Source organism: Methylomicrobium album BG8 (assembly GCF_000214275.2).
GTDB lineage: Bacteria > Pseudomonadota > Gammaproteobacteria > Methylococcales > Methylomonadaceae > Methylomicrobium > Methylomicrobium agile.
Genome location: NZ_CM001475.1, coordinates 403,722 through 426,049, shown reverse-complemented (window position 1 = coordinate 426,049; position 22,328 = coordinate 403,722). Strand labels below are relative to the sequence as shown.

Sequence of the window (22,328 nt, the reverse complement as noted above, 5' to 3'; positions counted from 1 at the left end):
CCCTTATCCTTTGGCCATTCCGAACAGGTTTTTAATTTTTTTCATTTGGCTTTTCGCGGAATCTGACTCAACGGCATCCGGGGAGGCGGGCGCAGCGGGTTCAGCCGCACGGGATTCGACAGGCTCCGCTTTCGCCTCGGCGGCTTTTTGCCTGGACAATCCCAACAGGCCCTTCATTTTACCCAACGGGTCCTGCACGGAGCCGGCCGAAGGTTGCGGCTGCGGCTCGGGCCGCGTTTCGGGCGGAATTTCCGCCGCGGAATAACGGGTTGCCTCGGCTCTCTCGACGGGCGCGCCGGATTCCGGTTTGGATTCCGGTTGAGACTTGCCGAACAGGCCCTTCAATTTGCCGGCAAAACCGGCTGCCTGCCCCTTGGACGCGGATTGCGCTTCCGCTTTTGTCGGGACGGCTATTTCCGGTTGGTAATCCCAATCCGGCAGCACGATCGCTTGCGGCTGATCCGGCGCCCCTGCCGCCTGCTCGATCGCCGCCGGAGCCGGGATCACGGCGGCTTCGGCTGCCGCAGGCAGGGAAGCCGGGGTAAATGCCACAAGCTCCGCAGGCGCCTGGGGAATGATCGCTTCAACCAGTGACGACGCAGCCGCCCGAACCGGTTCGGGATGAATTTCCGGCAGAACCTGCTCGGCTTCCGCAACCGGCTCAGGATGAATTGGCGCCGGAGCCGGTTCGGCTCCCTGACGGGTTTCTACCGCTTTTTGCAGCCGGCCCAGTTCGGCCTCCATCGCCGCCAGCTTTTCCGCCATTTGCTGCCGTTGTTTTTCCGTATCGTCCCACTCCAGGCGCTGCCGTTCGAGTTCCGTGAGCCGCGCCGATTGGGCGCTATGTTTTTCGAGAATTTCGGCGACCTGCCGTTCCAGGCCGGTGATTTGAAGCGTTTTCTCGGCCAGCGTATTCTGCAGATTGTCGATGATCGCCTCTTTTTCGGCGCGACGCTCCTTCTCGGTTTGATAAGATTGCTGCAGCTCGGCTTTGGCCTGCCGCTCAACGCGCAAAGAGTCCGCCAATTGGGTAACAATCCTCTCATGCTGCTGCCACAAATCCTCGGACACCAGATCTTCGCTGACCGCGGGCACAGGTTGTTCGCCTACATCGAAACCGGCCGCCAGCGCCTGAACCGTGCCGGAAATCTGCTGATTGCGCAGCACCAGGCGCTCCTGCAGACCGGCGGTCTGTTGCTGCGTCATCGAAAGCTGGTCCGCCAGCTCGGCGCGCGCCTTCTCGCTGGCGGCCGCCCTTCTTTTGAGCGGCACCCTCCTGATCATGCCGACGAGGGAGGCCAGCAGCGCGGTGGCGAGTACCAGGGCCGCGGCAAACAACGGGTTGCCAAGCGCAAGTTGCGCCCACTCCAGCAAAGTGGCTTTTACGACGGGTAAGAATTCTTGCATAATTATTTCCTCATTCAAAAGAGCGTTCATGTGCAGCGGATTGGGGCATTTATTTTTTATTCTTGGACGCCCGCACACGGGTAAGTATCCGTCCGAACAGACAAACTATCGAATAACCGTCCTCGTTTCCCCGCTCCCCGGATTCACGATTCCGGCTATATTTCGGCCTCAGGATTTTCAGGGCGCCCGAAGCGCACCGACACGAGAGTTTTTCGACAGCCTTTCGTTCCGACAGTCATTTGGCGATCTCCCTTGCATTTATCGTTATTCGTCGAGATCGCGGCATTCGTATTCATCATCATTTCATTGATAGTCCTCCCCGAACGTTGCCAGCCGCCTTGTATACCACACCTTCACGGCATGCTTCAATGATTCCGGCTTTTTCTCCGCCGCGGGCAGATGCCGAAGAGACTTGCCGAAAACAGGCCAAATGAGCCTGCGCCCGTTTGACAACGGCTTTCTTGTCCAGTAATTTCCCTCATTTTGTAACTTAAATGAATACGGTATGAATACGATGAATCCGAAACACGCCGCGGAGCTTTTATTCGAGGGACCGCTTGCCGAAGAATACGGGATGCTGGCGGTGATTTGCCCGTCCGCGGCGGAAATAAGCCGCCGCGTAGGCGAATACGTCGACGGCTGGATGCCGCCTTATCCCGAGGCCTCGCTGAATCTGCTCGAAATCGGTTCGGGCACCGGCATCACTACCGCCTGCCTGCTGGCCAGCCGCAAGGTTGCGCTTGTCGAAAGTGTCGATAATGCGCCCGCGATGCTGGCGCAGGCGCGGCATAACCTGGCCGCAGCACTGGCCGCAAAACGGCTGCGGCTGATCGAGCGCGATGCGCTGTCGCATTTGCAGGCAACGCCGGATGCCTCGGTTGATGCCGTCGTCAGCGCGTACACGCTGCACAATTTTTTGTACGGCTACCGGCAAAGCGTGCTGAAAGAAATCCTGCGCGTACTGAAACCCGGTGGCCTGTTCGTGAACGGCGACCGTTACGCGCTCGACGATGCCGCCGAACATCTCAAAAGCACCCAGGCAGAGGTCAGGCATTATTTCCGGGTGTTTACCGAACTGAAGAGGCACGATCTGCTGGAGCAATGGATCGTCCACCTGTTCAGCGACGAGTCCGAGGAGCACATCATGCGCCTTCAGCCGGCGCTGGAAATGATGGCCGACACCGGTTTCGCAAACACGCGCCTGCATTTTCGGGACGGCGCAAATGCGCTGGTCAGCGCGGTCAAACCGGCATGATCCGGCCGCGAGCCCTCTCCCGGCCAAAACGTCTCGTTTGACCGTCCCGCCAACTCGGGGCGAACGCTTTTTTGAAACAGGGTTATAATCGGCGAAATTCAATACGGGTTAAGAGCTAAAGGCTGTTATGCTGTGGGAGCAGCCTAATTTAAAATCCCCCCCCTTTTTCAAAGGGGGGGGGGAAGCGGCATTGTCAAACGTTATTTGGTTGTCGACGTGGTCAATGCTCAACTGAGCGGGACAGGTTATAAACCCCGTCCCCACTGTTTGAAAATTCTCCGCAAACATAAAATCATCCTCCCTGTCCACCCCGCTTTAAACGTTACGGACGGGATCAATATCCCGTCCGGGCCTGAAACAAGGTAGGATGGGTAGAGCGAAGCGAAACCCATCAATCGGAGAAGTACTATAATAGCTATCCACGATGGGTTTCGCTTCGCTCTACCCATCCTAACAGACTACAGACTGGCGACATCCCCCTTTGAAAAGAGAGCGATTCTGCCGGCAACATCCCCCCTTTGAAAAAGGGGGGCAGGGGGGATTTGCTCTGCATAGTTGATGGAGCAACGCCGATGCAGTGCTTAATTCGCATTTCAATGCCACGGAAGGCTTGCCTTTTTGCTCCGTTGATTGAAAGGTCCTCCAAATGAAGCCTACACTGCAGCGCCTGGAATCGATCGACATGATGCGCGGACTCGTGATGGTTCTGATGGCGCTGGACCATACCCGCGATTATTTCTCGAACGCGATGTTCAATCCGGTCGATCTGAGCCGGACCGATGCCGCCTATTTTTTGACGCGCTGGATCACGCATCTGTGCGCGCCCACCTTCATGCTGCTGGCCGGCGCCGGCGCGTTCTTGTCGACCTACCGCAAAAACCTGACGCAAACGCAGCTTTCCGCTTATCTGGCCAGCCGCGGGCTCTGGCTGATCGTATTGGAATTGACGCTGGTGCGTTTCGGCTGGACGTTCAACTGGGATTACAGTTACGCGCTCGGCCAAGTGATCTGGGCGCTGGGCTGGTCGATGCTGGCGCTGGCCGCGCTGGTCTTTCTGCCGCGCCGGGCGATTGCGCTGTTCGCGGTGCTGCTGATCGCCGGCCATAACGCCTTCGACGGGATTCACGCCGGCAATAGCCCCCTTCCCCGTTGGCTGTGGATACTTCTGCACGAACCGGGCACATTCGAATTCTGGCCCGGCCGTTCCTTCGATTCGCTCTATCCGCTGATTCCCTGGATCGGCGTGATGGCGGCGGGCTATTGCCTGGGGCCGGTGTTTCTCGAACCGAACAGAAAAACCGTGCTGTTCCGGCTGGGCCTTTTATGTCTCGGATTGTTTCTATCGCTGCGCCTCGGCAACTTCTACGGCGATCCCCAGGCCTGGGCGCCGCAAGAAAACGCGCTGTTTACGCTGTTTTCGATCCTGAATTTCCAAAAATACCCGCCCTCGCTGCTGTATTTGCTGGCAACGGCGGGCCTGATGTTTATCGGCCTGGCGTTTTTCGAGGGGTTCAAGCCGGAACCCATCCGGCGCCCGTTGCTGACCGTCGGCAAGGCGCCGTTATTTTTCTATCTGCTGCATATCTATCTGATTCATGGCGCGGCTCTGGCCGTCACCCGCTACCGGCAACTGCCAGCCAACTGGCTGCTGACCGGTTCCGCCGAAAGGCCGTACCCCGAAATGCCTTCCCCCGAATTCGGCTACGACTTGCCGATGGTTTACGGGATCTGGCTGGCATTGCTGTTGCTGCTGTATCCCTGCTGCGACGCTTTCATCCGAATCAAACGCCGATACCCGCATCTTGCCTGGCTGAGCTATTTCTAACTACAGCGTGGCGGCAATTCGGCCGGTCACCACCGATGCCACCCCCGAAACGGCCAATAAAGAATTCGATCTACGGGAAATATTCCGAAGCTTTGCGGTCGAACGATCGGAGTGAATTTAATTCGCGGCATTGAGACCGGAAGAAGAGGTTCTGCCGCATCACTAAATCTCTCGCTTCGTCACTTTTTCTAAAGGGCGCCGATGCACGATTCAGGATCCGAATATCGACATTGCGTTGCGGCCGGGAGCGCTTTTTTTCCGCTTGCCTTTGGAGGTATGCCGGACATGGCGATGGCGGCCGAAGCCGCGCCGCTGAACTATTTTCTGCATAGCGATGGCCCGGCCTCCCTGCCCACGATGCACCTCGGATGGGTGTTTACGGCCGTCGTGGTCGCGGTTTTGGCGATTATCGCGCTGCTGCTGGCGGGCGCCTTGTTTCGCAAACGCACGCTGGCGGCCCCTCGGACGGTCGGCCGCGAAAACGAGGGCATGCGCTGGATCTACATCGGCACCGGCCTGTCCACCGCGGCGCTGTTCGCGCTCGCCGTCTATATGCTGATCACGCTGGATAAGGTCGCCCAACCTACGCAAACCCCGGCATTGGCGGTGACAGTCACCGCTTACGACTGGTGGTGGAAGGTCGAATACGACGATGACGACCCCAGCCGCCGCTTTGTCACCGCGAACGAAATCCATATTCCGGTCGGCCGGCCCGTGCGGGTCAGACTGCAAAGCGCCGATGTGATTCATGCGTTTTGGGCGCCGCGGCTGGCCGGAAAAACGCAAATGATTCCCGGCCTGCAAAACCGGCAATGGCTCCAGGCCGACGCCGAAGGCATTTATCGCGGGCAATGCGTGCAGTTTTGCGGCCTGCAGCATGCGCACATGGGGTTCGAAATCGTCGCGCAAAGCCCGGTCGCTTTCCAGGCATGGCAGGACGCCCAGCGCAAAGCGGCCGCACCCGCTTCAGAGCCCGATGTCGCCGCCGGCCGGAAGTTTTTTATCGAGCAGTGCGCCGGCTGCCATTCGGTACGCGGCACTGAGGCGGGAGGCAAGCATGCGCCCGATTTGACGCATCTGAACTCCCGCCGAATGCTGGCGGCGGGATTGCTGACCAATACGGCCGAACACCGGATCGAATGGATCACCCGTGTCCAGGCTCTCAAGCCGGGCGCCCGCATGCCCGCTTTCGCGCTGACACCCGGCGAAACGGCCGCATTGTCGGCATTTTTATCGACCCTCGATTAGGAGCGCTGGCTATGAAGGACGCAGTCGAAACCCCACCCGATCGCACGCTCGCACGCATCCCCGAAGTCGGCAGCGCCCCGATCGGCTCGGACGCGGAAAGACATCTTTTCGAACTGTGGGAATCGCCCCCCGGCTGGCGCGGCTGGCTGTCGACGGTCGACCATAAGGAAATCGGCCTGCGCTACCTGGTCACTTCGTTTATTTTTTTGCTGATCGGCGGGGTTGAAGCGCTGATCATGCGCGTGCAGCTCGCCGGGCCGGACCGGCACCTGTTGACCCCGGAACAGTACAACCAGCTCTTCACGATGCACGGCATTACGATGATTTTCCTGTACGCGCTGCCGGTGCTGTCCGGGTTTTCCAATTACCTGTGGCCGTTGATGCTGGGCTCGCGCGACATGGCGTTTCCGCGCCTGAATGCGCTTTCTTATTGGCTGTTCCTGTTCGCCGGCCTCTTTCTCTACGCCAGCTTTCCGTTAGGGGAAGGGGCCAATGCCGGCTGGTTCAACTATGTGCCGCTGTCCGGCCCGGAATACAACACCGGCCCGAATATCGACGTGTATGCGCTCGGCATGGTGCTGCTCGGCATTTCGACGACGGTCGGCGCGGTCAATTTCATCGTCACGCTGTTCCGGATGCGCGCGCCCGGCATGTCGATCGACAAAGTACCGATCCTGGTCTGGGGCACGCTGACCGCGTCGGTCGCCAACCTGTTCGCGGTGCCTTCGGTCAGCCTCGCTTTTTTCCTGTTATGGCTGGACCGGCAGAGCGGCACGCATTTCTTCGATCCGCTGGACGGCGGCAAGCCGATGCTCTGGCAGCACCTGTTCTGGATGTTCGGCCATCCCTGGGTCTATGTGATCGTACTGCCCGCGATGGGCATCGTTTCGGACGCACTGCCCACGTTCTGCCGGCGCCCGCTGGTCGGCTATGCGGCGGTGGCGCTGTCGACGATGGCGACGATGCTGCTCGGCTTCGGCGTGTGGATCCATCATATGTTCGCGACCGGCCTGCCGGCGCTGGCGATTTCTTTTTTCGGCGCGACCAGCCTGGCGATTTCGATCCCGAGCGCGGTCGCGGTATTCGCCTGGATCGCGACGATCTGGCTCGGGCGGCCGGTATTCCGCACGCCGTTCCTGTTTTTTGCCGGGTTCGTCCTGTTGTTCGTGATGGGCGGCCTTTCCGGCGTGATGACGGCGGCGGTGCCGCTGGACCTGCAGTTGAACGATACCTATTTCGTGGTGGCGCATCTGCATTACGTGTTGCTCGGCATCAACGTGTTTCCGGTGGTCGGCGGCGTCTATTACTGGTTTCCGAAATTCTGCGGCCGGATGATGAACGAAACTTTGGGGAAATGGAGCTTCTGGGTGCTGTTCATCGGCTTCAATCTCGGCTTCTTTCCGATGCACGTGGCCGGCCTTTTAGGCATGCCGCGGCGGATCTATACCTATGCCCCGAACATGGGCTGGAACACCGTCAACCTGATTACGTCGATCGGCTCGTTCGTGTTTGCGGCCGGCATTTTGATCTTTCTGGCCAATATCGCCTTCAGCCTGAAGCGCGGCGCCCTGGCGCCGCAGAATCCGTGGGATGCGCCCACCCTGGAATGGGCGATGCCTTCCCCGCCGCCGCCTTACAATTTTGCGGTGATTCCTTTGATTGCCAGCCGGCATCCGTTATGGGAGGACCGGCTCGCTAGCACGGAAGACCGTTCGAATCTTCAGGCAGGCTATTTATTGATGGACGGGCGGGAAACGCTCGGGACGACGGCGCTCGACGCGGTTCCGGACGTGATTCTGAAAATGCCGGACGACACGTATGCGCCGTTTTTCCTGGCGTTGTTCGGTTCTTTGGGATTCGCGGGTCTGCTGCTGGACTGGAATCGGTTCACCTTACTGATGGCCGCCGCCGTCGGTCTGTCGCTGGCCGCCTGGATGTGGCCCAGGCAAAAGCTGGTCCAGCGGGTGCCGGGCGTTAAGCGTGCAACGGAGGCCGGCCGTGGCTGAAGCGCTGGCGACGCCGGAAAAACCGTTGCCGATCGGCAGCGCGGGCAAACGCTCGGGCGGCTGGTGGGGCGTGATGGCGCTAATCGCGACCGAAGGTTCGCTGTTCGGCTATCTGTTGTTTTCTTACTTCTATCTGGCGTCTCAAACCGAGCAGCACTGGCCGCCGGAAGGCTTGCCCAAACTGCTGGTGCCGGGAGTCAATACCGCCATTTTGCTGGCCAGCAGCGGGTTCGTTTGGGCGAGCGAATACTGTTTGCGGTCGGGACGGCCGCGCTGGAGCCTGGCGGCGATGGTCGCCGCATCCCTGCTCGGTGCAGGCTTCGTGGCGATCCAGTTGGGCGAATGGCAGAACAAACCCTACGGCCCGGTAGCGAATCTGTACGGCTCGCTGTATTTCACGATCACCGGCTTTCACCTGCTGCATGTGGTGGTAGGGCTCGTCATTCTGGCGCTGCTTGCGATCTGGATCGCGCTCGGTTATTTCGATCACCGGCGCCATGCCGCGGTCACGATCGGCGGCTTGTACTGGCACTTTGTCGATGCGGTCTGGCTGTTCGTGTTTTCCGCCTTATATCTCTTTCCGTATTTGGGTTAGTCAAGAACGATGAATCCGATATCCGAATTGGAAGTTCCGGCTCGCCGGCAAAACAGGCTGAGCACAGTGCGTATCTTGCTGGGCTTGTTCGGGGCGCCGGCGGCATGGACGGCGCAGCTCGTATTGAGCGAGCCGCTGGCCGCTTATGCCTGTTATCCCTACCGGACGCCGCTGTCCGCGCCGCTTTGGGCGGAGCTGCCCTGGCTGCTCGCAGCGATCAATGTGGCCTGTGTCGGCCTGGCGCTGTTTTCGGGAAGCATGGGTTGGAGCGCGTGGCGGCTGGCAGCGCGCCGGCCGCCCGGAACCGGCGGATTTTCCTCCGAATCGGGTAAAGCGCGGAACCGCTTTTTGGCAACGCTCGGCCTGATGTCGAGTTTTATCTTCATCGCGGCGGTCATTTTCAATGCCTGCGCATTATTGCTGGTGCCGCCGTGCGGCTCGCCGTCGTGATGGACCGGTCATTCGCAACCTTCTTCGCCGCCGGTACGGCCCTGTTCATTGGGCTGGCGGCGAATCCTCAAGCCGGGGCGGCGGATATGAGCAAGGGCGCCTATCTGGCCAAGGCCGGCGACTGTATTTCCTGCCACACGGCCGGGCCGAAGGCGGCACCGTACGCGGGCGGGCTGCCGATCGAATCCCCTTTCGGGATCATTTATTCGACCAATATCACCCCGGATCCGGTCCACGGCATCGGCCGGTACACCCTGGACGACTTCACGCGCGCGGTTCGCGGCGGGATCGCCAAAGACGGCAGGAGGCTCTACCCCGCGATGCCTTACACATCCTTTACCGCGCTCAGCGATGAAGACATCCGTGCGCTTTACGATTATTTCATGCATGAAGTCAGCCCGGTCAGCTCCGCGCCGCCGGAAACCCGGCTGCCTTTCCCGTTTAACCAGCGCGTCGGCCTGTTTTTCTGGGATTTGGCTTTCGTCGAGCACGCACGCTTCAAGCCGAATGAAAAACGGAGTGCGGAGTGGAACCGCGGTGCCTATCTGGTGCAGTCGCTCGGCCATTGCGGCGCCTGCCATACGCCGCGCGGGTTCGCCTTTCAGGAAAAAGCCTATTCGGAAGCCTCGCCGCATTATTTGAGCGGTGCCGTGATCAACCACTGGTATGCGTCGAACCTCCGGGGAGACCCGGCCTCCGGACTCGGACGCTGGCGGGAAGCGGACATCGTGGAATTTCTGCGGGTCGGACATGGCGGAGGCGCGATGGCGTTCGGCAGCATGACCGACGTGGTCGAAAACAGCATGCAGTATCTGCGCGACGACGACTTGAAAGCGATCGCTCTTTATTTGAAGTCGCTTCCCGCCCGCGGCGAAGACGCCTCGTATCGGCCCGAGGGGCCGGAGGTCGCGGTCAAGCTCGCGGCGTTACAACGCGGCGAAGTCGAACGGCCGGGCGCGGGCCTCTATGCGTCGTTTTGCGCCAAATGCCACCGGCTCACGGGGGAAGGGAAGCCCGGTCATACTCCGAAACTGGCCGGAAATTCGCTCGTGCTGGCCGACAACCCGACCTCGCTGATCCGGCTGCTGCTCGAAGGCGCCGAGCCCCCGAAAACCGTGGCCACACCGAAACCCCATAAAATGCCGGGGTTCGCCGCGAAATTTACCGACGGGCAAATAGCCGAAGTGCTGAGTTTCATCCGCAGCAGTTGGGGTAATGCCGCTTCGCCGGTCACGACCCGCCAGGTGGCGACTTTGCGCCGTGCCTTGCGGAAAACGCCCTGACAGGCTTTTGCGGAGCTTGTTATCCCGGTTACCGGTAATTGAAATCCGCCATCGCCTGCCGGATTTCCTCCTGGGTATTCATTACGAACGGTCCGTAACCCGCGATCGGTTCGGCGATCGGCTCGCCGTTCATCACCAGCAGTATCGAATCCGAAACCGCGTTCAGCTCGATACGGTCGCCCCGGTTTTCGAAAAAGGCCAGTTCCGCCTCGTTCAGCATGGCTTCGCGGTTGATTTGCAGGCACCCGTGCAGAGCAAGCAGGATCGTCGTGTAGTTTTCGGGCAGGTCGAGGGCGAGAGTTTGTCCGGCCGACAGTCTGAGGTCCCATAAATTGACCGGCGTGTAAGTATCGGCCGGGCCTTTTACGTCCTGATAGCTGCCGGCGATCACCCTGATCAGGCTGCCTTTCCCGTCCAGCCTGACTTCCGGAATCTGCGCCTTCGCGATCGCCTGATAATGCGGGTCCACTTGCTTGTATTGGGCGGGCAAATTCACCCAGAGCTGTATCGCTTCGAAGGTTCCTCCCTGCCGGGTAAACGCGGCCGAGTGCATTTCCTGGTGCATCAGCCCTTTTGCCGCGGTCATCCACTGCACCTCGCCGGGGCCGATCAAACCGCCATTGCCGGCGGTGTCGCGGTGTTCGACCTCGCCCTGGTACAGGATCGTGACCGTTTCGAAACCGCGATGCGGATGGAATCCCACGCCTCGGGGTTTGGATGCGGGAGGAAATTCGGCGGGACCGGCATAGTCCAGCAGCAAAAACGGGCTGACCTCGGCGTCGGGCGTCGCGTAAGAGAACAGCGTCCGCACCGGAAATCCGTCGCCGACCCAGTGAAACTGGCCTTTTCTGACGATTCGATGAAGCTTTTTCATGCGGCGCTCCTTTGGTGGAAAGCATCAATTCGCGCGAGACAGCCCGTACGTGACGGGTAATGTATCCTTGGTTTCCCGGTTGATTCGATAAGTTCCGGAGAAACGACCGTAAAACCCTTGGCGCGATAACGGTCAGCGGTTGCGCGCCGAATTCCGCCCAATCCGCGGCAGCTTGACGGCAGCAATTTTTGTCATTATCTTGCCGGCAACCGGATTTTTCCGAACCGTCTGCCTTTTGAGGAAAGCCCAGTGGATGCCCTAGCCAACAATATCCCCCCCGTTGCCCATGCGATTCAGCAAGCCGTTGCCCCGGTCTTTCTGCTGACCGGCATCGGCTCGATCTTGAGCGTGCTTGCCGGACGTCTCGGCCGGGTGGTGGACCGTTACCGTCTGCTGAACAAAATGGAAGGCGATGCGCTGCGGCAGCACCATGACGAGATGCGCACCTTGTCGCAGCGGGCGCTCTGGAACCATTGGGCAATCTCCTTATGCACCGTCTCGGCCCTGTGCATCTGCCTGTCGATCGCGGCGCTGTTCATCGGCGCCGAGTTGCGCGCGGATCTGTCGGGTACGGTGGCACTGCTTTTCGTCGCGGCGATGCTAACGCTGATCGGCGGCCTGTTGTGTTTTCTTCGCGAGATCGCGTTGGCAACCGGGGTGATTGAGGTTCGGAAGCTTTAGTTTTTCGTTCCAACCCGGCGCCTCCGACGAAGCGTCGGGCATGGCGATACGCTCCGGGGGGTGTCTCGCGGCGGCGAATCCGATACGCTCTGCACTGGAGAACAGAACCGCCGGCTCGGTTTCATTTCTCGTATTGAAACAAGATTACGTTTCATAAGAAACATCATCGAAACAAAACGTCCGCAAAAAACCTGCCTCGCACGAAGGCCGGCGGCGAAAACCGGGATTCCGGAATCGTGGCATGACCCTTGCATTATGTTTCTTCGAGAGCAAAGCCAATGCTTATTCGTCATCCTCATCCTCGCCTTCTCCGGAATGGCTCCGTCCGCGAAGGAGAAGGCCCTTTTTTGCCGGCTGCGGCTTTACGTCGGGAGCCGAATTTGCACTGAACGCCTCGCAGCCGATTTTGTCTTCGGTAAGTTACGCTGAAAATCCATTCGAGACTCGCCATGCCGAAACTTCAGGTGTTATTTCGCCGCCGTAAAAAACCGGACGGCTCCGGCAATGCCGATTTGGCGCGCGATCTTTCGATAGCGCTATGTATCAAATTTTGTTTGCTGGGCATTTTATGGTGGGCTTTTTTCGCGGGAAAGAAAGTTCCGGTTGATGCGGGCAGCGTAGAGCGAGTCTTGCTCAATCCTTCAATGAACCGTTTACAGGAGAAACCCTGATGATTGTCGATGAGGTCGTCGAACTGTCGCGGCTGCAATTTGCACTGACCGCGATGTATCATTTTCTATTCGTGCCGTTGACGCTCGGGCTATCGTTTTTGCTGGCGATCATGGAGTCGGTCTATGTGATGACCGGCCGGCTGATTTACAAGGACATGACCCGCTTCTGGGGCAAGCTGTTCGCGATCAATTTCGCGATGGGCATAATGACCGGCATTACGCTCGAATTTCAATTCGGCACCAACTGGGCTTATTACTCGCACTATGTCGGCGATATTTTCGGCGTGCCGCTGGCGATCGAAGGCATGATGGCGTTCTTCCTCGAATCGACCTTCGTGGGTTTGTTCTTCTTCGGCTGGGACAAGCTCGGCAAATTGCAGCATTTGTGCACGACCTGGCTGTTGGCCCTGGGCACCAGCCTGTCGGCACTGTGGATTCTGATCGCGAACGCCTGGATGCAGCATCCGGTCGGTGCCGCCTTCAACTACGACAGGATGCGGATGGAGCTGAGCAGTTTCGAAGATCTGTTTTTCAGCCCGGTCGCGCAGGTCAAGTTCGTGCATACGGTGGCGGCGGGTTATGTGACCGGCTCGATGTTCGTGCTCGGGATCAGCGCTTATTACCTGCTGAAAGACCGCGACAGCGCCTTTGCGCGGCGCTCGTTCCGGATCGCGGCCGGCTTCGGCCTGGCCTCGGTGCTGTCGGTGATCGTGCTCGGCGACGAAAGCGGCTATACGGTCGGCGAAGTGCAAAAAGTCAAGCTCGCCGCGATCGAAGCCGAGTGGGAAACCGAAAAGCCGCCGGCATCGTTCACGCTGATCGGCTTTCCGAACGAGGAAACGATGCACACCGACTACGCGGTCAAATTTCCCTGGGTGATGGGCCTGATCGCCACGCGCTCGGTCGACGAGCCGGTACTCGGACTGAAGGAGATACTGAATACGAATCGCGAACGGATCAAGAACGGAATCATTGCGTACGAAAACCTGCAGATCATCCGCCAGGATAAAAACAACGCCGCCGCCAAAGCGCTTTTCGAGACTCATAAGGCCGATCTCGGCTACGGCTTGTTGCTGAAACGCTATGCGCCGAACGTCGTCGATGCGACAGAGGAGCAGATCGAAACCGCGACCCGCCGGTCGGTGCCGAAAGTCGCGCCGATTTTCTGGAGTTTCCGGATCATGGTGTTTTGTGGCGTCGCGATGCTGTTCATCTTCGCGGCGGCATTCTATTTCAATGCCAAACACACCGCGCATGCCCAACGCTGGCTGCTGCGCTTGGCGTTTTACGGCATTCCGCTGCCGTGGATCGCTTCCGAACTGGGCTGGGTGGTGGCCGAATACGGCCGTCAGCCCTGGACCATCGCCGAAATTCTGCCGACCCATCTGAGCAGTTCGAGCCTCAGTGCCGAGCAACTGTATCTGAGCCTGGCGGGTTTCGGGTTTTTCTATACGGTGCTGCTGGTCATCGAATTGTTTCTGATGGTCAAATACATCCGCCAGGGACCGAGTAGCCTGCATACCGGCCGCTATCATTTTGAACGGGAGCAAGGCCATGCTTGATTTCGAAATTTTGCGGCTGATCTGGTGGGGCATTCTGGTCTTTCTGGTGTGCGGCTTCGCGGTTCTGGACGGTTTCGACTTCGGCATCGGCATCCTGCTGCCGTTCGTCGGCAAGACCGACGACGAACGCCGGGTCATGCTGAATACGATCGGGCCAACCTGGGAAGGCAGCCAAACCTGGCTGATCACCCTGGGCGGCATCAGTTTCGGCGCCTGGTCGATCGTGTACGCGGCATTTTTCTCGGGGCTTTATACCGGCTTGCTGGTGCTGCTGTTCGCGTTGTTTTTGCGCCCGGTCGGGTTCGACTACCGGAGCAAGCTGCCGGATCCGCGCTGGCGCAATGCCTGGGACTGGGCCTTGTTCGTCGGCGGCCTGGTGCCGGCGACGGTACTGAGCCTCGCGGCCGGCAACCTGATCGTGGGCCTGCCGTTCCAGCTCACCGATGAACTGCGATCGGTTTACTCGGGCGGCTTTTGGGACTTGTTCCGGCCTTTTCCGCTGCTGTGCGCCGCCACCGGCGTCGCCCTGTTCACGTTGCACGGGGCGGTGTTTTTGCACTGGCGCACCGAAGGCGCACTGGCGGAACGCGCGCTGCGGGTGATCCGCCGGAGCAGCCCGCTATTCGCGGCCGGTTTCGTACTGGCCGGCGTCTGGGTCGGACTCGACGTGGATGGCTACCGGATCGTTTCGCCGATCGACACCTCCATAGCCGCAAACCCCTTGGCCAAAACGGTCGTCAAGGCGCCGGGCCTATGGCTGAACAATTACCGCCTCTTTCCCTGGCTGGCCGCGGCGCCGGCAGTCGTACTGGCCGGTTCCTGGCTGGTCGTCAAGTGCAGCGCGGGAAACCGTCACGGGTCGGCATTCGTGGTCAGCAGCCTGATGGTGATCGGCGCGGTCGTGACGGCGGGCGGTTCGATGTTTCCGTTCATCATGCCGTCGAACACCCATCCGCACAGCAGCCTGACGGTCTGGGACGCAAGTTCGAGCCAGTACACGCTGCAATTGCTGCTGGCCGCCACGGCAGTGCTGATGCCGATCGTGCTGGCTTATACGATCTGGGTATACCGGGTATTGCGCGGCAAGGTGACGGTGGAGCACATCCGCGGCAACGAACATACGCTTTATTAGGAGGTGCATCATGTGGTATTTCGCTTGGATATTGGGTGTGAGCTTGGCCTGCGCGCTGGCGGTGATCAACGCCATGTGGCTGGAACTGGACGACAACGCCGAACAGGACGAGTGATTTTCAGAATTATTGCCGACATTTCGGCCTTTTACGATCGGTTAAAGCGCAAATCAGCTTGAAAACTCGTTGACAATTTAGTAGAATTCGCAGTCTTTTTTATTGTTCCTTTAAAAGCAAGACCGAACTTACGATGAAAACATTTAGTGCAAAACCTGCAGAAGTTAAGCGCGATTGGTACGTGGTTGATGCGGAAGGGAAGACGCTTGGCCGTCTTGCTTCTGAGATTGCACGTCGTCTGCGCGGCAAACACAAGCCCGAATATACGCCGCATGTGGATACCGGGGATTACATCATTGTCGTGAATGTCGAAAAAATCGGCGTGACCGGCAACAAAGAAAAGGACAAGCTGTATCATCACCACACCGGCTATATCGGTAATCTGAAAACCGTCAGCCTCGGCAAATTGAGAAAAACCTACCCGGACCGCATCCTGACCACCGCCGTCAAAGGCATGCTGCCGAACAACCCGCTCGGCCGCGCGATGTTCAAGAAGTTGAAGGTCTATTCGGGCCCGGAACACAATCATCAGGCGCAACAGCCCAAAGTTTTAGAATTTTAAGCGAGTAACCCATGGCAGCAGCTCAATATTACGGAACAGGTCGTCGTAAAAGTGCAGTAGCACGGGTTTACGCCACCAAAGGCACCGGCAAAATCACTATCAACCAAAAATCGATCGAAGAATACTTCGGCCGCAAGACCGATCAGATGGTCTCCCGTCAACCGCTGGAATGCGTGAAGATGGAAGGCGAATTCGACGTCAACGTGGTCGTCAAAGGCGGCGGCCCATCCGGCCAGGCCGGTGCGATCCGTCATGGCCTGACCCGCGCCCTGATGGAATACGACGAAACCTTGCGCCAAGCCCTGCGTAAGGCAGGCTACGTCACCCGCGACTCGCGCGTGGTCGAACGCAAGAAAGTCGGCTTGCACAAAGCCAGAAAACGTCCGCAATACTCCAAACGTTAAGCTTTCGGGCATCTTGCGGGTGGCCCGGCCGCTCATCGAAAAAGGCTGCATTTCATTCGGATGCAGCCTTTTTTATTGCTTGAAATTACCGAAAAACTAAATCATTCTCAAATCCGCCCGGATTGTGGGCGGCTGTCATCATTTCGTAAAATTTACGCCGTATAGTATTCGGTTCGCTGCAAAACACCTCAATGAAAATTTCCATCGTCGTTCCTGTCCATAATGAAGCCGGCAATATTTTGCCGCTGATCGAAGAAATAGAATCCGCCATGACACAAGCCGAAGCTTATGAGATCATTTACGTGGACGACGGCAGCCGCGACCGGACCGAAACCGAACTGAAAGAAGCCATGCGGCACTACAAGGCATTGCGCGTGATCCGGCACCGGCAAAGCTGCGGCCAAAGCACGGCGGTCCGCACCGGTGTGAAGGCTGCGGTTTATCCCTGGATCGCCACGCTGGACGGTGACGGACAAAACGATCCCGCCGACATTCCCCGTCTGTACGAGACCTTGCTTGAAAAGAGCCGGAACAACGCCGACTTGTGGATGATTGCAGGCTGGCGCAACAAGCGCTACGATTCGAAATGGCGCCTGTTCTCGTCCAAATTCGCGAATGCGGTCAGATCCACGCTGCTCGGGGACAATACGCCGGATACCGGCTGCGGCCTGAAAGTCTTCGCCAGGGAGAAATTCCTGGAACTGCCTTATTTCGACCACATGCACCGGTTTTTGCCGGCACTGGTGATTCGGGCCGGCGGCGCGGTCGTTTCCGAACCGGTCAATCATCGGCCGCGCGGCGTAGGCGTTTCCAACTACGGAACGCTCGATCGCCTGTGGGCGGGCATCACCGATCTGCTGGGCGTGATCTGGCTGCAAAAACGCGCAAAATTACCGGAGACCCACGAAATTGAACTTGGATAAAGAAACCCTTTGGCTGGCTGTCGGCTTTCTGGGCCAGGCCCTGTTTTCCGCCCGCTTTCTGGTGCAATGGATCCAGAGCGAAAAGCAGAAAAAAAGCGTGTTCCCGATCGCCTTCTGGTATTTCAGCATCGCCGGGGGCATCACCCTGCTGGCCTATGCGGTTTATCGGCAAGACCCGGTTTTCATTCTCGGCCAAGCCAGCGGACTGTTCATCTATCTCCGCAACCTTTATTTCGTGATCTACGAACGCCGGCAGCTCAACGCCTGAGTTTCCACCTGAATCCGCCCGGCACGGGCCACTCTATGTATCATTTTCTGTCCGTCAGAACCTGGGTATTCGTCATCTGGGCGATACTCGTCAGCGTTGCGCTCTATGCCAGGCCTTTGCTGCCGGTCGATGAAACCCGCTACGCAGCGGTGGCCTGGGAAATGTGGCTGCGCAGCGATTTTCTGGTGCCGCACCTGAACGGCGAACTTTACAGCCACAAACCGCCGCTGCTGTTCTGGCTGATGCAGCTCACCTGGCTGCTGTTCGGCGTCAATGACTGGTCGTTGCGCCTCGTTTCGCCGCTGTTCGCGCTGGGTACCGTTTATCTGACTTCCGCCATCGCCCGGTTATTATGGCCGGAATGCAAAACGGTCGCCGACATGGCGCCGATCATGCTGCTGGGTTCGGGCTTCTGGATCGTCTTCAGCACGTTGACCATGTTCGACATGATGCTGGCGTTTTTCGTCGCGCTCGGCATTTACGGCCTTTTGAAACTGGCCGACGCGGGACTGACGCTGCCGCGCTGGCTGCTGCTCGGCGCCGCCGTCGGCGGAGGCGTACTCTCCAAAGGGCCGGTGGTCCTGCTGCACTTATTGCCGGTGGCGTTGACGGCGCCCTGGTGGCACCGCGAACTCCGGCCCGGATCTTATTGGAAAAGGTGGTATGCCGGGCTCGCCTTCAGCATTCTACTGGGTGCCGCGATTGCGCTGTGCTGGGCGCTTCCGGCCGGCATGGCGGGCGGTGAAGTTTACCGGAATGCGATTTTCTGGGGACAAACGCAGGGGCGCCTGGTCGAGTCATTCGCCCATCCGTTACCGTGGTGGTGGTATGCGCAATTTATGCCGGCCATGTTATTACCCTGGCTACTGATGAAACCGATCTGGCAGGGCCTGAAAACGTTGAATCCGAAGGAGGCGGGCCTGCGTTTTTGCGCGGTCTGGGGCGTGCCGTTGTTTATCGTGTTTTCGGCGATCAGCGGCAAGCGCATCCACTACCTGTTGCCGATGTTTCCGTTATTGGTGCTGGTGCTGGCCAGAGCGGCGGAACAGGCCGACGAGGGCCGATCCGACTGGCGGCACGCCCACCAAGGGATAACGGCCTCATTGGCGCTGCTCGGCGGCGTGATGGCAGCCCTATCCTGGACCGACGCATTCCAGCACCGCATTGCCGAACTCGCGGCATTGTCCCCGCTATGGGGGGCAGGCGTATTGATCGTGGCGGGATTATTATGGCGATACCGGGCCAAAAATGCTCCGGAGTCGGTTTTTGCCGTCAGCACCGCCATCGTGATCAGTGTGCTGATTATCTCTTCGGCGGTTTTTTCCGTTATCGGAGAACGTTTCGACACGCGTCCCATCGGCGCCCAAATTACCGAAGTTTTAAATCAAGGCAAGGAAGTGGCTTATATGGGCGCCGTCTATCACGGTGAATATATTTTTACCGGACGCCTGACGAAACCCGTTAAGGTCTTCCACTTTTTACCCCTTCTTGAGGAATGGATGCCCGAGCATCCGGATGATTATTTACTGATGCGTTTTAAAAGAGAATCCGATCTGCCGGCGCAATTCCCATATTATCGGCACCGCTATAAGAACACCTATGTAGCGGTGGTACCGATTCGGGAATTTCTGGCGCATCCCGAACTGAAAAAGATATTGTATTATTAATGCCGGACCCTGGTTTTTTTGCCCATTGCGTCCCCTCCCCCAATAGCTCTTGTAGGGCGGATTCGCCGCCAGGCAATCCGCCATGGCTTTGAAGCCTGTTGGCGTTTTGCTATCGCGAAAACGCCCTACAACGCTGCTCTTCATAACGCTTGACGTGGGTAACAATATCTATTTGGGTATCTTACGGTCCCTTGGCGAGGCGGCATTTAGCTCTTGTAGGGCGGATTCGCCGCTAGGCAATCCGCCATGGCTTTGAGGCCTGCTGGCGTTTTGCTATCGCGAAAACGCCCTACAACGCTGCTCTTCATAACGCTTGGCGTGGGTAACAATATCTACTTGGGTATCTTACGGTAAAGGCATATCCCCTTGGCGAGACGGCATTTAGCTCTTGTAGGGCGGATTCGCCGCCAGGCAATCCGCCATGGCTTTGAGGCCTGCTGGCGTTTTGCTATCCCGGAAGGCTTATTTCCAGATCGTGACGATATTCGTGAAATCGTCGGTCCACGGCTTCAGGCCGAAGGTGATCGGCAGCTTCTGCCATCTGCCGAGGCCGCTGGCACGCAGCGGATCCAGCGTTTCCGGCTTTTCCGCCATTACGACCCAGTCGGTGGCCGCGACCAAAGGAATTTCCTGCTGCGGGACGAATTCCTGCAGCAGCGCGTCATAATGCAGTTGCTTGGCATGGTCGGCCAGCACTTTCTTCAACGCCAGATGCCGGTTGGTGATGTGCAGCGCCAGGATGCCGTTTGGCTTCAGCTTCTTGAAATAGAGCCGAATCGCTTCCTGGGTCAGCAAATGCGTCGGGATCGAATCGGAGCTGAACGCGTCGATGATATACAGATCGAATTTTTGATCCGGCTCTTTTTCGAGCGACAGGCGCGCATCGCCGACCTTCATGTTCACCTTCGGATTGCAGCGGCTGATGTAGGTGAAGTATTTCGGATTGCTCGCCACATCGACGACCAGCGGGTCGAGCTCGTAAAACGTCCAGCTTTGGGTCGGTTTCGCGTAACAGTTCAACGTGCCGGCACCGAGGCCGACGACGCCGATCTCCCAATTTTGATCGATGTTGTCGAACACGCTGAACACTTGTCCGATCGGTCCCGGCCGGCTGAAATAGGTCAACGGCGTCAAAGCCTGGTCGGAATTGATGCGTTGCGCGCCGTGCTTGGTGGTGCCGTGATAAAACTCGTGGAATCTTTCCGGCCGGCCGGCTTCATCGGTCAGCACGCTCTCGCGGACCGACAACACGCCGAAGAAAGTACGCTCCTGGTACAGCGTGTTCGACAACAGGCCGTGCAGCCCCATCGTGAAGAAAATCAGCACGCCGGTCGACAGCGCCAGCGTCAGCGGCCGGCTTCTGAACGCGTACAGCAGGCCGGCCAAAACCAAAAGGCCGACGCCGATCGTATCGAGATATTCCGGCAAATTCCCGATCCCCAGATACACCGCGATCCCGAATACGAGCAGCACGGCCGGAAACAGCGCCTGCTTCAGCCAATCGAGCTTTTCCGCGCCGATCGACAGTTTCAGGCCAGGGCGCAACAGCAAGGCGGCCACGATCATGATCGGGTATTCGTAAACGCCGTTGAACACGAACGGCGCGACGAAAGTATTGAACATGCCCCCGAGCATGCCCGCGAACGACATGATCAGATAATAGGTGGTCAGGTGCCGGGTATGCGGCCGGGCCTTGGCCAGCTCGCCGTGGCAGACCATCACCGCGATGAAGAACGCGGCCAGATGCAGGGCCAGGTTGACCCAGTACGGAATGATCGCCGGATTGATGAACGAATAGGCGATGAACGGCAACAAGATCATCGGCTGCAGCTTGACCATCCACGGATGGATCGCATCGTGCCATTTCGAAAACACGATGATAAAGGTCAACAGGTACAGCGTCAGCGGAATGATCCACAACAGCGGCACCGAAGCGATATCGGTGCTAATGAAGTTGGTCAGGCCGAGCAGCAGGCTGGAAGGCACGAAGGCCAGCGCCAGCCAGTGCAGTTGTGTGTAAGGGCTCAGGCCGTTATCGCCGCCGACGGCCTCCTCGACGATCGGATTCAGCCGATGCGATTTCCACAGCGCGAACGCGCAGCCGGCAATCAACAGGCAGAGCAGCCCGTAACCGATGCTCCAGTCTGCCTTTTGCAGGTCCAGCCCGATGTTCGGCTCCAACAAAAACGGGTAGCTGAGCAGCGCGATCAAGCTGCCCGCATTGCTGGCTGCATAGAGGTAATAAGGGTCATGGCTGGTATGGTGTCCGGCGTTCGCAAACCATTTCTGGATCAACGGCGCCGTCGTCGAAACCACGAAAAAAGGCAGGCCGATCGCAATCAACAACGTCCAGAGCAGCCAGAAGGTCGGGTTGCTTTCGGTTGGCGGCGCCGCGTTTTCGGGCATCGCGACCGGCAGCGCCAGCAGACTGACCAGAATCACCGCGCCGTGAATCAGCACCTGCCGGTGCGTGTTTTGCCGCGTCGAAATCAGGTGAGCATACAAATAGCCGAGGAACAGCAGCGTTTGATAGAACACCATGCAGGTATTCCAGACCGACGGCGAACCGCCCAGCAAAGGCAGTAGGATCTTTCCGAACATCGGCTGCAGCACGAACATCAACGACGCGCTGGCGAACAGGGTGGCGGCGAATAAAAGAATCAGGGACAGGCGGCGGTCGTTCGAATTTTCTGGAGACAGACTCATAGTGGTTTGAAGCGGTTCGCGGTTATTATTTTTTTGAGGCGCTAATGATAAAGCATTTGGCCGTCATTGCGGCACTTTAAAGCCGGATGGACAAAAAAAAGCCGCGTCACTGATGCTTTTCATGCCGTTTCCATTCGGCAATCAGTTTTTTGCACTCGGAACGCCACTTGCAGTCCGGGACTTGGCGGCAGGTCTCCTCGGTACCGATCCTGAAACACGGTATCGTTTGGCAGGCGCATTGGATGGCCTGAATCAGATCGGTTTTGGCAGAGAAGCGTTCCGGCCGTTCGACGCCGATGGATTGGGCCAGGGCTTGCAGGCCGCGCATTGTCGGCGCGCCGTCTTCTTCGAGGATTTGCAGGAAATTTTCGACCCGGCTTTTCGCGTATTCAAGCTCCGCTTCGAGCCAGTCTTCCAATTCGCGGCCGGGGGTAAAGCCGCGTTTTTCGGCCTTGAAATAGGCGGCGACCGCAATCCATTCATGGCGGCTCCGTTTCCCCTCCGGCCCATACGCGCCGCATGGGTCCGGACTGTCGTCATGGCAATCCCGGCCATTCGGCCGCGGCGGAAATTCGGCGCTCATGTTCATGCGGCCCCTCGCGAATCAAAAAATCGATCTGACGCCCCAGCCAGTCCGGCCGTTACGACAACGCTACGGTAAAAACCGATTTTAACCCGGTAACTGCCGTTCTGA

General features: G+C 58.5%; 21 protein-coding genes. 17 read left to right on the top strand and 4 right to left on the bottom strand.

The window, feature by feature from the left end:
- Positions 1-3: 3 nt before the first annotated feature.
- Positions 4-1,407 (bottom strand): hypothetical protein, encoded by a 1,404-nt coding sequence (locus METAL_RS19725; RefSeq protein ID WP_005369100.1) that lies wholly within the window; start codon positions 1,405-1,407, stop codon positions 4-6.
- Between the two features lie 505 nt (positions 1,408-1,912).
- Here METAL_RS19725 and METAL_RS01925 point away from each other — a divergent pair.
- The 7 genes from METAL_RS01925 (at position 1,913) to METAL_RS01895 (ending at position 10,069) form a co-directional block, all read left to right on the top strand.
- Entirely contained in the window at positions 1,913-2,662 is a 750-nt protein-coding gene (locus METAL_RS01925) for a class I SAM-dependent methyltransferase (protein ID WP_005369097.1), read from the top strand.
- Between the two features lie 646 nt (positions 2,663-3,308).
- The gene (locus METAL_RS01920; RefSeq protein WP_005369095.1) at positions 3,309-4,487 is read left to right on the top strand and encodes an acetyltransferase domain-containing protein; all 1,179 of its coding nucleotides are present in this window, start codon (positions 3,309-3,311) and stop codon (positions 4,485-4,487) included.
- 276 nt (positions 4,488-4,763) lie between these two features.
- A complete protein-coding gene (locus METAL_RS01915) occupies positions 4,764-5,735 on the top strand; it encodes a cytochrome c oxidase subunit II (protein WP_245549441.1) in 972 nt (323 codons plus the stop codon).
- Positions 5,736-5,746: 11 nt separating this feature from the next.
- A complete protein-coding gene (gene ctaD, locus METAL_RS01910; RefSeq protein ID WP_005369092.1) occupies positions 5,747-7,741 on the top strand; it encodes a cytochrome c oxidase subunit I in 1,995 nt (664 codons plus the stop codon).
- Positions 7,734-8,336, top strand: a complete 603-nt coding sequence (locus METAL_RS01905; protein ID WP_005369090.1) for a cytochrome c oxidase subunit 3 — start codon at positions 7,734-7,736, stop codon at positions 8,334-8,336. The genes ctaD and METAL_RS01905 overlap by 8 nt, the downstream gene beginning before the upstream one ends.
- Before the next feature lie 9 nt (positions 8,337-8,345).
- Positions 8,346-8,786, top strand: a complete 441-nt coding sequence (locus METAL_RS01900) for a hypothetical protein (protein ID WP_005369088.1) — start codon at positions 8,346-8,348, stop codon at positions 8,784-8,786.
- Positions 8,768-10,069: a cytochrome c gene (locus tag METAL_RS01895; protein ID WP_245549440.1), complete on the top strand. Its 1,302-nt coding sequence runs from the start codon at positions 8,768-8,770 to the stop codon at positions 10,067-10,069. The genes METAL_RS01900 and METAL_RS01895 overlap by 19 nt, the downstream gene beginning before the upstream one ends.
- A gap of 28 nt (positions 10,070-10,097) precedes the next feature.
- Here the strand turns inward: METAL_RS01895 and METAL_RS01890 are convergent, their stop codons facing one another.
- A complete protein-coding gene (locus METAL_RS01890) occupies positions 10,098-10,943 on the bottom strand; it encodes a pirin family protein (protein WP_005369079.1) in 846 nt (281 codons plus the stop codon).
- Between the two features lie 249 nt (positions 10,944-11,192).
- On the opposite strand from METAL_RS01890, the gene METAL_RS01885 reads away from it, so the two are divergent.
- The 10 genes from METAL_RS01885 to METAL_RS01840 all read left to right on the top strand — a co-directional run bounded on the left by METAL_RS01885 (position 11,193) and on the right by METAL_RS01840 (position 18,928).
- Positions 11,193-11,624 carry a DUF2721 domain-containing protein gene (locus METAL_RS01885; RefSeq protein ID WP_005369077.1) on the top strand — a complete coding sequence of 144 codons (432 nt, stop codon included), beginning with the start codon at positions 11,193-11,195 and terminating at the stop codon, positions 11,622-11,624.
- A 449-nt stretch (positions 11,625-12,073) separates the two neighbouring features.
- A complete protein-coding gene (gene cydP, locus METAL_RS22050; RefSeq protein WP_005369075.1) occupies positions 12,074-12,295 on the top strand; it encodes a cytochrome oxidase putative small subunit CydP in 222 nt (73 codons plus the stop codon).
- Positions 12,295-13,857 (top strand): cytochrome ubiquinol oxidase subunit I, encoded by a 1,563-nt coding sequence (locus METAL_RS01875; RefSeq protein ID WP_005369073.1) that lies wholly within the window; start codon positions 12,295-12,297, stop codon positions 13,855-13,857. Before cydP ends, METAL_RS01875 begins: the two co-directional genes overlap by 1 nt.
- On the top strand, positions 13,850-14,989 hold the full coding sequence (gene cydB, locus METAL_RS01870; protein ID WP_005369072.1) for a cytochrome d ubiquinol oxidase subunit II: 1,140 nt from the start codon (positions 13,850-13,852) through the stop codon (positions 14,987-14,989). The genes METAL_RS01875 and cydB overlap by 8 nt, the downstream gene beginning before the upstream one ends.
- 10 nt (positions 14,990-14,999) lie before the next feature.
- Positions 15,000-15,104: a cytochrome bd-I oxidase subunit CydX gene (cydX, locus tag METAL_RS20335; protein WP_005369070.1), complete on the top strand. Its 105-nt coding sequence runs from the start codon at positions 15,000-15,002 to the stop codon at positions 15,102-15,104.
- A 133-nt stretch (positions 15,105-15,237) separates the two neighbouring features.
- Entirely contained in the window at positions 15,238-15,666 is a 429-nt protein-coding gene (gene rplM / locus METAL_RS01860; protein WP_005369068.1) for a 50S ribosomal protein L13, read from the top strand.
- Positions 15,667-15,677: 11 nt separating this feature from the next.
- Entirely contained in the window at positions 15,678-16,070 is a 393-nt protein-coding gene (gene rpsI / locus METAL_RS01855) for a 30S ribosomal protein S9 (RefSeq protein ID WP_005369067.1), read from the top strand.
- Between the two features lie 191 nt (positions 16,071-16,261).
- Positions 16,262-16,993 carry a glycosyltransferase family 2 protein gene (locus tag METAL_RS01850; protein WP_005369065.1) on the top strand — a complete coding sequence of 244 codons (732 nt, stop codon included), beginning with the start codon at positions 16,262-16,264 and terminating at the stop codon, positions 16,991-16,993.
- Positions 16,986-17,261, top strand: coding sequence for a lipid-A-disaccharide synthase N-terminal domain-containing protein (locus METAL_RS01845; RefSeq protein WP_202053180.1), 276 nt, complete (start codon positions 16,986-16,988; stop codon positions 17,259-17,261). The genes METAL_RS01850 and METAL_RS01845 overlap by 8 nt, the downstream gene beginning before the upstream one ends.
- Positions 17,262-17,296: 35 nt before the next feature.
- Complete coding sequence (locus tag METAL_RS01840; protein WP_005369061.1) at positions 17,297-18,928, top strand: ArnT family glycosyltransferase; 1,632 nt, start codon at positions 17,297-17,299, stop codon at positions 18,926-18,928.
- 462 nt (positions 18,929-19,390) lie between these two features.
- On the opposite strand, the gene METAL_RS01835 is transcribed toward METAL_RS01840, so the two are convergent.
- Positions 19,391-21,634, bottom strand: a complete 2,244-nt coding sequence (locus METAL_RS01835; protein WP_005369059.1) for a fused MFS/spermidine synthase — start codon at positions 21,632-21,634, stop codon at positions 19,391-19,393.
- Positions 21,635-21,740: 106 nt separating this feature from the next.
- Positions 21,741-22,223, bottom strand: coding sequence for a DUF2934 domain-containing protein (locus tag METAL_RS01830; RefSeq protein ID WP_005369057.1), 483 nt, complete (start codon positions 22,221-22,223; stop codon positions 21,741-21,743).
- Positions 22,224-22,328: the final 105 nt, after the last annotated feature.

What these genes read in the sequence shown, in the direction of transcription:
- METAL_RS19725 (WP_005369100.1), bottom strand. Translation starts at nt 1,407, where the DNA reads ATGCAAGAATTCTTACCCGTCGTAAAAGCCACTTTGCTGGAGTGGGCG.
- METAL_RS01925 (WP_005369097.1), top strand. Translation starts at nt 1,913, where the DNA reads ATGAATACGATGAATCCGAAACACGCCGCGGAGCTTTTATTCGAGGGA.
- METAL_RS01920 (WP_005369095.1), top strand. Translation starts at nt 3,309, where the DNA reads ATGAAGCCTACACTGCAGCGCCTGGAATCGATCGACATGATGCGCGGA.
- METAL_RS01915 (WP_245549441.1), top strand. Translation starts at nt 4,764, where the DNA reads ATGCCGGACATGGCGATGGCGGCCGAAGCCGCGCCGCTGAACTATTTT.
- ctaD (WP_005369092.1), top strand. Translation starts at nt 5,747, where the DNA reads ATGAAGGACGCAGTCGAAACCCCACCCGATCGCACGCTCGCACGCATC.
- METAL_RS01900 (WP_005369088.1), top strand. Translation starts at nt 8,346, where the DNA reads ATGAATCCGATATCCGAATTGGAAGTTCCGGCTCGCCGGCAAAACAGG.
- METAL_RS01890 (WP_005369079.1), bottom strand. Translation starts at nt 10,943, where the DNA reads ATGAAAAAGCTTCATCGAATCGTCAGAAAAGGCCAGTTTCACTGGGTC.
- cydP (WP_005369075.1), top strand. Translation starts at nt 12,074, where the DNA reads ATGCCGAAACTTCAGGTGTTATTTCGCCGCCGTAAAAAACCGGACGGC.
- METAL_RS01875 (WP_005369073.1), top strand. Translation starts at nt 12,295, where the DNA reads ATGATTGTCGATGAGGTCGTCGAACTGTCGCGGCTGCAATTTGCACTG.
- cydB (WP_005369072.1), top strand. Translation starts at nt 13,850, where the DNA reads ATGCTTGATTTCGAAATTTTGCGGCTGATCTGGTGGGGCATTCTGGTC.
- cydX (WP_005369070.1), top strand. Translation starts at nt 15,000, where the DNA reads ATGTGGTATTTCGCTTGGATATTGGGTGTGAGCTTGGCCTGCGCGCTG.
- rplM (WP_005369068.1), top strand. Translation starts at nt 15,238, where the DNA reads ATGAAAACATTTAGTGCAAAACCTGCAGAAGTTAAGCGCGATTGGTAC.
- rpsI (WP_005369067.1), top strand. Translation starts at nt 15,678, where the DNA reads ATGGCAGCAGCTCAATATTACGGAACAGGTCGTCGTAAAAGTGCAGTA.
- METAL_RS01850 (WP_005369065.1), top strand. Translation starts at nt 16,262, where the DNA reads ATGAAAATTTCCATCGTCGTTCCTGTCCATAATGAAGCCGGCAATATT.
- METAL_RS01840 (WP_005369061.1), top strand. Translation starts at nt 17,297, where the DNA reads ATGTATCATTTTCTGTCCGTCAGAACCTGGGTATTCGTCATCTGGGCG.
- METAL_RS01835 (WP_005369059.1), bottom strand. Translation starts at nt 21,634, where the DNA reads ATGAGTCTGTCTCCAGAAAATTCGAACGACCGCCGCCTGTCCCTGATT.
- METAL_RS01830 (WP_005369057.1), bottom strand. Translation starts at nt 22,223, where the DNA reads ATGAACATGAGCGCCGAATTTCCGCCGCGGCCGAATGGCCGGGATTGC.